General features: G+C 37.2%; 11 protein-coding genes. 4 read left to right on the top strand and 7 right to left on the bottom strand.

The genetic code is table 11. From position 1 onward, the window contains the following. Nucleotides 1–264 precede the first annotated feature (264 nt). Both CXF79_RS07000 and trmA read left to right on the top strand, forming a co-directional pair. On the top strand, nucleotides 265–747 hold the full coding sequence (locus tag CXF79_RS07000; RefSeq protein ID WP_011041211.1) for an RNA recognition motif domain-containing protein: 483 nt from the start codon (nucleotides 265–267) through the stop codon (nucleotides 745–747). Nucleotides 748–1159: 412 nt separating this feature from the next. Then, nucleotides 1160–2254, top strand: coding sequence for a tRNA (uridine(54)-C5)-methyltransferase TrmA (trmA, locus tag CXF79_RS06995; protein WP_011041209.1), 1095 nt, complete (start codon nucleotides 1160–1162; stop codon nucleotides 2252–2254). A 1-nt stretch (nucleotide 2255) separates the two neighbouring features. On the opposite strand, the gene fabR is transcribed toward trmA, so the two are convergent. Next, complete coding sequence (fabR, locus tag CXF79_RS06990) at nucleotides 2256–2888, bottom strand: HTH-type transcriptional repressor FabR (RefSeq protein ID WP_011041208.1); 633 nt, start codon at nucleotides 2886–2888, stop codon at nucleotides 2256–2258. 127 nt (nucleotides 2889–3015) lie between these two features. Between fabR and sthA the strand changes: the two genes are divergently transcribed. Then, nucleotides 3016–4443 (top strand): Si-specific NAD(P)(+) transhydrogenase, encoded by a 1428-nt coding sequence (gene sthA, locus CXF79_RS06985; protein WP_269801450.1) that lies wholly within the window; start codon nucleotides 3016–3018, stop codon nucleotides 4441–4443. Nucleotides 4444–4527: 84 nt separating this feature from the next. After that, complete coding sequence (locus CXF79_RS06980) at nucleotides 4528–5022, top strand: SixA phosphatase family protein (RefSeq protein ID WP_011041206.1); 495 nt, start codon at nucleotides 4528–4530, stop codon at nucleotides 5020–5022. Between the two features lie 428 nt (nucleotides 5023–5450). Here the strand turns inward: CXF79_RS06980 and CXF79_RS06970 are convergent, their stop codons facing one another. From CXF79_RS06970 to hflK, 6 genes are all read right to left on the bottom strand, one after another. Beyond that, the gene (locus CXF79_RS06970; RefSeq protein WP_101154450.1) at nucleotides 5451–5855 is read right to left on the bottom strand and encodes a hypothetical protein; all 405 of its coding nucleotides are present in this window, start codon (nucleotides 5853–5855) and stop codon (nucleotides 5451–5453) included. Nucleotides 5856–5985: 130 nt separating this feature from the next. Then, nucleotides 5986–7227, bottom strand: coding sequence for a malic enzyme-like NAD(P)-binding protein (locus tag CXF79_RS06965; protein WP_101154449.1), 1242 nt, complete (start codon nucleotides 7225–7227; stop codon nucleotides 5986–5988). An 830-nt stretch (nucleotides 7228–8057) separates the two neighbouring features. Further along, complete coding sequence (locus tag CXF79_RS06955; RefSeq protein ID WP_011041203.1) at nucleotides 8058–9353, bottom strand: adenylosuccinate synthase; 1296 nt, start codon at nucleotides 9351–9353, stop codon at nucleotides 8058–8060. A 138-nt stretch (nucleotides 9354–9491) separates the two neighbouring features. Continuing rightward, the gene (locus tag CXF79_RS06950) at nucleotides 9492–10046 is read right to left on the bottom strand and encodes a hypothetical protein (RefSeq protein WP_085961199.1); all 555 of its coding nucleotides are present in this window, start codon (nucleotides 10044–10046) and stop codon (nucleotides 9492–9494) included. A 118-nt stretch (nucleotides 10047–10164) separates the two neighbouring features. After that, nucleotides 10165–11052 (bottom strand): protease modulator HflC, encoded by an 888-nt coding sequence (gene hflC, locus CXF79_RS06945; RefSeq protein WP_011041201.1) that lies wholly within the window; start codon nucleotides 11050–11052, stop codon nucleotides 10165–10167. A 3-nt stretch (nucleotides 11053–11055) separates the two neighbouring features. After that, nucleotides 11056–12204: an FtsH protease activity modulator HflK gene (gene hflK, locus CXF79_RS06940; protein WP_101154447.1), complete on the bottom strand. Its 1149-nt coding sequence runs from the start codon at nucleotides 12202–12204 to the stop codon at nucleotides 11056–11058. Nucleotides 12205–12251: the final 47 nt, after the last annotated feature.

Below are 12251 nucleotides of genomic sequence, written 5' to 3'. Positions count from 1 at the left end.
GTAGAGAGTTTTCAGTTCTGGTCAACACCTTTCCCACTTAAAATTGCATTTAATGAATCGTTCGCTCAGTTAAAAGGCAACACGTACATTTAAGCAACTATTACAGGGGGAATTATTGAAAATTATTCTTTAATAACAGATTAATTGCATAAACTTTGCACTTGATAGTTGCACATTATAAAAAGCTGCGTAACATAGAATTGCTATTTGCTTATATTCAAGCAGTTAAATTAGTTTATTAAAATAATAATTAGGTATCTTTATATGAAGTCTCCAACGTTACAAACAGTCATCATTGCTGTTGCATTTGCCATCATCGCTTATATTGTCACTTTTGCCGTACCGGCTAGTTCTATACTTATTGCCAGTTTAGTATTTGTTAGTGCATTTCTCGCACCTTTACTCACTGGTAGTCCATCAACCAACACAGCTTCATCTACATCCAGTAATACTATAGCTTCGGATGAGGATGTTAGAACCCTTTATGTTGGTAACTTACCTTATAGAGCGAATGAAACCTCAGTACGAGAGCTTTTCTCAGAACATGGTTCTGTACATTCTGTACGTTTAATGAAAGATAAACATACAGGGAAACGTCGTGGTTTCGGTTTTGTTGAAATGGCTTCTGATGATTTAGACAAAGCAATATCTGCATTGAACGATACTGAGTTTCAGCAACGTACACTGAAAGTAAGAGAAGCAAAGGAACGCCCTGAGCGAACTGAAGATAACAATCAAGACGACTAACGCTACAACTTATATAATAAAAGGCCGCTATAATAGCGGCCTTTTTTATTACTCTAAATCTAAAGTTGAACGGTTATATTCTACCAAGTCGTTAACTTAGGCTTCTAATGATTCTTCTGCATTTTTCTACAATAGCTCAACCTGCTTTATTTAACGTAATCGAACTTAAGTTATTCTTGCTTATTCATATTCCTTTGGCATTAACTAATAAATTACTTGAGTGGATAAACCTTGTTACCTAGTGGTGTTTACCCTTATAACTGTTAATCAGCAACAATGGCTAATAGATAGGCAAACTAGTTAATATTGGCTTATTTATAAAATAGACTGATTAAGAGCTAGACAAAAGCTGAGTCGATAGTAAAATTCGCGCTGTTATTCTAATCTCTCTTTCTTTATACAAGGCACTTCCATGTTTAGTCACATTCATCCGGATAATTACGATGCGCAATTATCAAAAAAACAACAAGATATGGCTAAGTTATTTAGTGACTTCAACCTACCAGCTCCTGATTTATATCCATCGGTACCATTGAATTATCGTCAAAGAGCAGAATTTAGGGTTTGGCATGAAGGTGATGACCTTTATTACATCATGTTTGATAGTAAAACTAAGGAAAAATTTAGAGTAGATGACTTTCCTGTTGCTAGCGAGTTAATCAACAACGCGATGAAAGCTTTACTCGCCACAATTAAAGATCAACGTGAATTGCGGTTTAAGCTTTTTCAAGTCGATTTCTTATCGACACTAAGTGGTGAGTTATTAATTAGTATGCTGTACCACAAGCCTTTGGAAGATAATTGGCAAATAGAGGCAGAAAAGCTAAAAGCTCAGCTATCAACAATAGCCCCTGTGGATATTATTGGTCGCGCAAAGAAACAAAAAATTATAGTTGATAAAGATTATGTAATGGAGTCCTTGAACGTTGGAGGTAAGACCTATGTTTATCAACAAGTAGAAAATAGTTTCACGCAACCAAATGCGGGTGTTAATGAGCAAATGCTCTTATGGGCTCAGCAAGCAACACAAAATGCTGGAGGCGATCTCATTGAGCTTTACTGTGGCAATGGTAACTTTAGTATCGCCCTTGCTGAAAACTTTGAACGAGTACTTGGTACTGAGATATCGAAAACCTCTGTTCGTTCTGCACAAATTAATATTAGTGAAAATGGTATTGATAATATAGATATTGTACGTATGTCTAGTGAAGAATTTAGTCAAGCGATGAATGGTGAACGAAAGTTTAGACGTTTAGAAGACTTTGATTTAACCACTTATAACTACGATACCGTGTTAGTAGATCCGCCTCGTGCTGGATTAGATAGAGACAGTGTTGAATTGGTTAGACGTTTTAATAAAATTATTTATATCTCGTGTAATCCTGAAACTTTGAAAGATAATTTAGCGCTTCTAGTAGAAACACATCAAATTGATAAATTTGCCTTATTTGATCAGTTCCCTTACACCGACCATATTGAAACAGGTGTAATACTAACAAGAAAGTAAACTAACGAGATTTTCTTGAAATTTTACGACGATCACTTAGTTCAAGAGCACCACGGGCAATAAAGCGTAATTGCTGAATTGTTTGTTGAGCTAATTGATCACGTTCCGCTTTATCTTCTATATCAAGTGCATCCGAACCAGCACTAAAAACAATGGTTACCGCAGCATTAGCCTGCATATAGGCAACATCAGCTTCAAGCTGATTCGCTTTTTGAAGGTAATCACAAAGCTCCATTGTAAAATAACGAATTTCACGAATTACAGCAGCACGAAAAGCAGCGGAGGTGCCTGAACGTTCACGTAATAATAGTCTGAAAATATTACCATTACTTTCAATTAATTCCATAAAGGTCTGTACTGATATTTGAATAACAGATCCACCTTTAGCGATACGCTGCCTTGCTTGTCGCATCAGCTGCCTCAGTGTTAAACCTGCTTCATCCACTAAAGTTAAACCTAATTCATCCATATCAGAAAAATGGCGATAAAAAGATGTCGGGGCTAAACCCGCTTCTTTTGCAACTTCGCGTAAACTTAAGTTTGAGAAACTACGTTCCGCACTCAGTTGATTTAGAGCTGCATTAATAATTTGACGACGGGTCTTTTCTTTTTGTTGTGCTCTTACACCACTCATCTAACCGGCTCTTTATGAGATAAATTCAATATTATTATCATAATACTGAATTAGCTCAATATTGTCAGTTTTAGTTCTGATAAACTATTGCTATATTCTTATATTAAATAAATACGAGGGCTCACTTTTGGTTAAATCAAAGACAAGCAAAACGATGGAAAAAAGTTTTGATTATGACGTAATTATCATAGGTACAGGTCCAGGTGGTGAAGGCGCAGCAATGAACCTTGCTAAACGCCAGAAAAAAGTAGCCATCATTGAACGTTACCATCAAGTTGGTGGTGGTTGTACTCATTGGGGTACCATTCCATCAAAAGCATTACGTCAATCAGTAAGTCGTTTAATTGAATACAATTCAAACCCACTGTTTAATCAAAACGATCAAGTAAAACAACTTACCTTTCAAGATATCTTAAGCCATGCTTCTGCGGTAATTCAAAAACAAGTTAGCTTACGCAGTGGTTTTTACAACCGCAATCGCGTGGAACATATACAAGGCCAAGCTTCATTTATTGATGCACATACCATTAGCATTTCGCACCCAGATGGTTCAGTAGAAAAAATTTCAGCTAAACAAATTATGATTGCTACAGGATCACGACCTTATCGCCCTGATGATATCGACTTTGACCATGCTCGTGTTTATGATTCTGACAGTATTTTAAGTCTCAAGCATGCTCCGCAACATGTCATTATTTATGGTGCCGGTGTTATTGGTAGTGAATATGCTTCTATATTTAGAGGGCTAGGAGTAAAAGTCGATTTAATAAATACTCGTGAACGTTTACTGTCTTTTCTAGATACTGAAATGTCAGATTCACTCAGTTATCATTTATGGAACAGCGGCGTTGTCATCCGACATGGTGAGGAAATTGAACGTGTAGAATCCAGTGAAGATGCTGTAATAGTCCATTTGAAGTCGGGTAAAAAAATGCGCGCCGACTGTCTGCTCTTTGCCAATGGTCGTACAGGTAATACTGCCGACCTAAACCTCGCTGCTGCTGGTTTAAAAGCAGACGGTCGTGGTCAGCTAAAAGTAAATGATTGTTATCAAACTGAAGTAGACAATATTTTTGCAGTGGGAGACGTTATTGGTTATCCAAGTTTAGCAAGTGCAGCTTTTGACCAAGGCCGAATAGCCGCTTCTGCAATGGTTGATAGCAGTAGTAAAGCTAAGCTAATTGTTGATATTCCTACAGGTATATACACCATTCCTGAAATTAGCTCGGTTGGTAAAACTGAACAGGAGCTTACAGAAGCCAAAATACCGTATGAAGTTGGCCGTGCCCAGTTCAAACATCTTGCGAGAGCTCAAATATCTAATAACTTGGTTGGTTCTTTAAAGATTCTCTTTCACCGTGAGACTAAAGAGATTCTTGGCATCCATTGTTTCGGTGAAAATGCGGCTGAAATTATTCATATCGGTCAGGCTATCATGCAACAAACAAATGGTGGAAATACCATTGAGTACTTTGTTGAGACAACCTTCAATTACCCGACAATGGCAGAAGCATTTCGCGTTGCAGCCTTGAACGGTTTAAATCGTCTATTTTAAAAAATGACAAAGCCCTTTTTACTAGCGTGATAATTAAATATTTTTCACGCTAGTAATCTCCTCTTACTTGAAGAAAAGCACACTATGAAAAAATTCAGTTTAATGATTGCCGGTATATTATTGACTCAACCTTGCCTAGCAAGCGATAACTTTACTCTTTATCTTGTGAGACATGCTGAAAAGCAAGCTGATAGTAAAAATCCACCGTTAACACAATGTGGCGAAGAAAGAGCAAAACAGTTAGCAATGTTACTAAGTACAGCGAATATAAAATCTGTTTATAGTACGAATTATCAAAGAACCATGTCGACAGCAGCACCTTTATCCAGCAGACAAAACATTGCTATCAAGAATTATGACCCTAAACAACTTGAACAGTTTTCTTTGCATTTAAAAGATCACAAAGAAAATGCTCTAATTGTCGGACACAGCAATACTACCCCTCAACTGACTCAGTTGCTAAGCAATCAAAAAGTAGATGACTTAACGGAAAAAGAATACCAAATGCTCTATCAAGTTCAGTTTATTGAAGGGAGAAGCCAACTAACTCTATTAAACCAACCTTTATCTTGTCTATAACCTTATACCAATCCGCATAACCATCTGATCAATCTTGCTGGTTAAAACTGACGATAACTGCGTTTTTTTCAATCTTAATAGCCAGCTATTACTCAATAAAACGCCTTGTCCATACCAACTTTTATTACACAATTTTTGAGCATTTAATTTAGTGGAATGGGGTTATACCAATTCCATTAAATTTATTCCCACCTCAGAGCTATGCCAGAAGAGTTATTGCTTTTCTGACAAGCTCCCAAGGGCGAGTACCTAATAAAAAGTAAAGGTTTACATGCTGTGTTATTGATTTTGACAAGGACGCTGCATGGATGCAGCTTATTAGAGAATGCAGGAGCATATTCTCCTGAATAACCATTCTCTTCAATCAATACCTAGCCTTTAAGCCTTTTAATTCTCGCTGAGTGGGAACTAACTTAATGGACTTGGTATTAATACTCAGCTCCTTTATTTTTTCCAGTGCTTTGACCTAACTTAATCAATTCAACATCGATAATTCTAAAAGGTTGGCCCCACTGTTGAATGGTCATCATATCTTTAATGACTTCACCTTTCACTTTCAGTACGGTGCCTTGTAATTTATATTGCTTAGCTAGATTCATGGGTAACAGTTTATCTCCAGCTTCAGAAGTTAAACCATAAAAGCCGCCTTCAAAATCATAATAGTTTACGGTGACTTGTTGCCAAGCTTGTTCTTTTTTACCTGCCACTTGGCTTTCTCCTGTCTTGAGTGTCTCTTGTATTTGAATGTTCTCATTACTTGTTTCAGAACAGCCAGTTAAAGCCAATGTAAGCATAATACTGAGTAATAAAGTTGGTGTTAACGTTTTTCTCATAATAATTGTCCAATAAAAAAGGCCATGGTAATTTTCATACCATGACCTTTATTTTTATTGTTGTCAAAATAATCAAAGACTAATAGAGATTAAGTGAGAATTCACCATTCTAATTAGTTAGTCATGATCATTAAGCCATATAATTTTCTGGCATGTCTAACGCAGCAACACCAGAGTCTACTGCTGCTTGGGCAACTGCCCTTGCAACTGCGCCACACAAACGAGGGTCCATAGGCTTAGGAATTATATAGTCTTTACCAAAGCTAAGATCTTTCTCACAGCTTGCTTTAAGCACTTCTGCCGGTACTGGTTCTTTGGCAAGTGCTCTAATGGCATGAACCGCTGCTATCTTCATAGCATCATTAATAGTACGTGCACGCACATCTAAAGCGCCACGGAAAATAAACGGGAAACATAAAACATTATTAACTTGATTAGGATAATCAGAGCGGCCAGTAGCCATAATTAAGTCATCACGAGCAGCCAAAGCAAGCTCAGGTTTTATTTCAGGATCAGGATTCGAACAAGCAAAAACAATTGGTCTATTTGCCATAGCTTTTACTTGCTTTTGTGATAGAAGATCTGGACCTGAAACACCAACAAAAACATCAGCGCCTTCAATCACATCATCCAATGTTCTTTTGTCTGTATTGTTAGCGAATAATTTTTTATATTCATTAAGATCATCACGACGGGTATGAATCACACCTTTAGTATCAAGCATGTAAATTTTTTCTCGCTGTGCCCCACACTTAATCAACAATTCCATACAAGCTATTGCTGCAGCACCTGCACCTAGACAGACAATGTTAGCTTGTTTAATATCTTTACCCTGAATATCTAACGCATTCATCATACCAGCCGCAGTTACTATAGCAGTACCATGTTGATCATCATGAAATACTGGAATTTTACAGCGTTCTATTAGCGCTTTTTCGATGGCGAAACACTCGGGTGCTTTAATATCTTCAAGATTAATGCCACCAAAACTATCCGCTATGTTAGCAACAGTATTAACAAATTCTTCAACTGTTTTATGTTTTACTTCAATATCAAAAGAATCAATATTAGCGAAGCGTTTGAATAATAACGACTTGCCTTCCATAACCGGTTTTGAGGCCATAGGACCAATATTACCCAAGCCTAATACTGCAGTGCCATTAGTTATTACAGCGACAGTATTACCTTTTCCTGTATATTTATAAACATCGTCTGGATTGTTTGCTATCTCTCGACAAGGTTCAGCAACACCCGGACTATATGCGAGTGACAAGTCTTGGCTGGTTTCTGCTGCGGTAGTCAATGAAACACTGATTTTTCCTGGTGTCGGCAATGCATGGTAATCAAGTGCTTGCTGGCGTAGATCTGTCATGAGAATTCCTAATGCGTTATTAATAGTGTTAGTTTTGTTGTTATTGCAAGTATAGCCATGTTTTTTTTATTATTGTTATTAACACTAGCTTTTACTTACTTATATGGTATTTCATATAGATAGAGTAATTCAAGTCTGTTTTACTATATAACCTCCATCTAAGCTATAACCAATGTAACGCTAGCGATCGATAAAATCATATCAATTTGATAAATACTGGCTATTTATAACTAAGTAGTGTCGTATAAATATCACTTAGTAAAGTTCAAATAGGCTTAGACCCGTTTTAAGTACATTATCTAGCAACAAGTCTTATATATTGGACTATGATAATACAAGTGAATTAATCTAGACATTCGATCACTTAACATACCTATATCAGTCGGATTAATTAATTGACCAACTTAGCGCTACGCTAGCGGGCTTAGATCAAACGAATGATTAAGCATAGTTATTCTATATTTAATTCATTCTTTGATGTTAGCAGTTTGCTATTATGCTCCCAAAGGACGAGCTTAAAAGGCTTATTTACGACGTTATTGATATTAATCAGCACGGTACACGGATGTAACTTTCTAGAGAATGCAGACGGTACAGGAAGTACCCTATTAGATAACGCAGGAGCAATTATTCTGAAAAAGCCTCTCTTCAAACAATCCTTTGCTTCTAAGCCTTTTAATTATCGCTAAGTGACTAATAAATCAGTCCGATTGTCACTCATGATATTCTTAAAAAATTTTCCAAAAAAAAGCCCAACACTTGGTTGGACTTTATTATTAAGAAATCACTTTCCCTTTTCTTTATTAGATAAGGGAAACTAAAGTTATCCTTTAAAGAAAAGGGTTCACTTTAATAATCGTTTCAACACGATCAGGACCGGTAGAGATAATGTCTACTGGTATACCGGTAATTTCTTCAATTCGCTTGATATAAGCAAGGGCATTTTCAGGTAAAACATCAACTGATGTTGCACCAACAGTGCTTTCAGTCCAACCTGGCATCTCTTCATATACAGGCGTGATTTTATCATAACCTTCAGCTGCCGTAGGCGGTACAGTGATAATATCACCAGCTTCAGTTTTGTAACCTGTACAGATTTTTAATGTTTCTAATCCATCTAGTACATCAAGCTTAGTTAAACAGAAACCTGTTACACTATTTACTTGAATAGCACGATGCATTGCAACAGCATCAAACCAGCCACAACGACGCTCACGTCCTGTAGTTGCACCAAATTCATGACCTACAGTACCTAAGTGGTTACCAACTTCATCATCCAATTCCGTAGGGAAAGGACCTGAACCAACACGTGTAGTGTAAGCTTTGGTGATACCTAAAATGTAATCTAAGTGACGAGGACCAACACCACAACCTGTAGCAACACCACCAGCAGTAGTATTCGACGAGGTTACGTAAGGATAAGTTCCGTGGTCGATATCAAGTAAAGTACCTTGAGCACCTTCAAACATAATAGATTCGCCTGCTATGCGGGCTTGGTCTAAGATCTCTGAGATATCAGCGGTCATTTTTTTAATCGTATCAGCAACAGCTAGTGCATCAGCTAGTACTTCTTCATAATTCACTGGCTCAACTTTATAATAGTTAACCAATGAGAAGTTATGATATTCAACAATTTCTTTTAGTTTAGCCGCAAATGTCTCTGCACAGAATAAATCACCAACGCGTAAACCACGTCGTGCAACCTTATCTTCATATGCAGGGCCAATACCACGACCTGTAGTACCAATAGCTTTATTACCGCGAGCAACTTCACGCGCAACATCTAAAGCATTATGATAAGGAAGAATCAATGGACAAGCATCGCTGATAAGCAAACGTTCACGTACAGGTACGCCTTTTGCTTCTAGCATGGTGATTTCTGTCATTAATGCTTTAGGACATAGCACTACACCATTACCAATTAAACATTTTACATTATCACGTAAAACGCCTGATGGAATAAGATGTAATACGGTTTTTTCACCGTCAATTACTAAAGTATGACCAGCATTGTGGCCACCTTGATAACGAACTACGTATTTAGCTTTATCGGTTAGTAAGTCAACGATCTTACCTTTACCTTCGTCACCCCATTGAGTGCCGAGAACAACTACATTTTTGCCCATGTTTTTCTATTTCGTAAGAAAATTAGGCGAAGATTTTACCAAATAAATATTTATAGTCCAAGTTAAAAAAGCAGCTTTTTGAGCTAATCTTCTACCTGCGCTTAAAATAATCAATTAAGTTAACAACTTAGCTAAAAATTAATCGTAACCCCAAGGGGTAACTGGAGTGCTAATTGGCTTTGTTACATCGAAATCGACTCTAAACTCTCTACCTTGACGGATTAATCGATAAGTAAATTTTTCTGGGTATATATACATTTGCCATGTATTGCCGATTGACTGTGGAATGCCTTGGTCGACAAAAAGCTCTTTAGAGTACTGATCTGCCGGAAAAGATTGCATTTCAGCCCAACCGGCATCATTAGTATGTCCTCCATACATAGTTGATTTATCATTACTTCCATCTTTTTGACGATGATCATGCTTTAATGATAATCCTGAGCCAGTTTTAGTGATAATCCATGTACGTGATGCATCATCACCCACATGAAACGGTACTTGTAATTGATTGTCTGTACATTTTCGTACATGCATAATTAATTTTTTATTTGCAAAGCTCCCTCCTGCAGCATTATCCACGGTCACCTTACCTTCATAAGACTTACCGCAATGTTTCCTTATACTGTTAAAAAAATCATCTTGAGTCTGTATTGAAACTAATGGGGCTTCTGTTGCCAGTAATGATGCCGCCATCGGCAATGATACAATTACAGCAATTACATATTTTATTATTGTCATATTTTTACCTTCTTAAATTTAGGCATAAAAAAGCCAGCAATGATGCTGGCTAATATCTATATATCAATGATTATTATTTTTTAACGTCACTGCCGTCTTTCAAAAAACGGAAGAATTCGCTATCAGGTTTAACCACCATGATATCATTTTTACTATTAAAGCTTTTTTCATAAGCCTCAAGACTACGATAGAAACTATAGAAATCTGCATCTTTGCTGTAAGCATCTGCATAGACTTTTGCTGCTAGTGCATCACCTTCACCACGTACCGTAAAAGAGTTCTTTTGTGCTTCTGCTAACATTACTGTCACTTTAGCATCAATAGTAGCGCGAATAATCTCTGCTTGCTCTTGACCTTGTGATCTATGTTCTTTAGCAACAGCAGTTCGCTCAGCACGCATACGCTCATAAATAGACTGACTTATTTCTGTCGGTAGGTTAATCGCTTTAATACGGACATCAACAACTTCTATGCCAAGATCTTCACGGCTACTCGCAGCACTTTCTAGCGCTTTACTCATTATCGCGTCACGATCACCTGAAACGATTTCTTTAATGGTGCGGTTACCAAACTCTGTACGTAAGCCGTTATTCACTTTTTGCTTTAATAATGCACGAGCATTATCTACAGAGCCTGAAGTACGTAGGTAGTATGTAGAGAAATCAACAATGCGCCATTTCACAAATGAATCGACCATTAAATCTTTTTTCTCTGAAGTAACAAAACGATCTGCTGGTTCATCCAATGTTTGAATACGTGCATCTAACTTACGTACTGTCTCAATAAATGGAATTTTGAAATGTAAACCTGGTTCATACACCATCATTTCATCAGTAGCACTATCACGCTTAATTTTTGAGAATTGAAATACGATGCCACGTTGGCCTTCGTAAATAACAAAAACTGACGATACAGCTAAGATAAGAAGTAGTGATATTATAGCAATGAAAAAATTCTTCATTTCTTAGTTGCCCCCATTATTAAATCTATCAGAGCGACCTGATGATGAAGTAGGTGATGTATTTACATTAGTATCATTTACCGGCGCATAAGTAGTTTTACCACTACTATTGCTGGTATTTTGTTGCTGTATAATTTTATCTAAAGGTAAGTACATCATATTATTACCACCCTCAACATCAACCATGACTTTACTTACATTGCCATACACTTTTTCCATAGTAGCAATATATAAACGTTCACGTGTTACTTTTGGCGCAGCTTGATACTCAGGTAATATTTTCTCGAAGCGAGCGACTTCACCTTGTGCATCAAGTACTATTCGACTTTTATAAGCAATAGCTTCTTGTTCCATACGCTTAACACGACCACGGGCACGTGGTTCAATGCCTCGAGCATAAGCTTCAGCTTCACGTAAGAAACGAACTTCATCTTCTTGTGCTGAAATAGCATCATCGAAAGCATCTTTCACTTCGTTTGGTGGACGAGCGTCCTTAAAGTTAACATCAACAATAATTAAACCTAGGTTATAAGGTTCAATTATTTTATCTAACTCTTCCCAAACTGACTGACGAATAGACTCACGACCGCTGGTTAAAATGTCATCCATTTTAGCATGACCGACAACATAACGAAGTGCACTATCAAGCGATTGATTTAAGCTATCATCTGCATTGGTAACACTGAAAATATATTTACGCGCATCAACTACACGATACTGAATTTGCATTTCAACACGTACTACATTTTCATCTTTGGTTAACATAAAACCTGATGACGGCATATCACGCGTGCTTTGCATATCAACCGGAATAATACGATCAACAAAGGTCCATTTCCAGTTAATACCTGGCTCAACAGTACCTGCATATTCTCCAAATCTTAGTACAATGCCCTGTTCTGCTTCTTTAATGGTATAAAAACCGCTAAACGCATAAACCACAGATGCAACAATAAGAAGGATAGATATTCCGATACTGGAAAAACTTTTACCTGACCCAGATCCACCTTTGGTAGTTTTGCCACCAAAGATCCCGGTAACTTTTTTACCAAGATCATTAAGAAGTTCATCTAAATCCGGTGGCCCTTGATTCTTGCCACCTTTATTTTTCCAGGGGTCTTTATCATTATTCCCCGGTTCGTTCCAAGCCATATTGTTCTCCACTAAAATCGGCGAAAGTAAAATTATCGCCACTACAA

The sequence above is a fragment of the Colwellia sp. Bg11-28 genome (genome assembly GCF_002836245.1).
GTDB classification, from domain to species: Bacteria; Pseudomonadota; Gammaproteobacteria; order Enterobacterales; family Alteromonadaceae; genus Colwellia; species Colwellia psychrerythraea_A.
The sequence above is the reverse complement of the archived record's forward strand: the minus strand, read 5'-3'. Positions and strand labels throughout refer to the sequence as shown.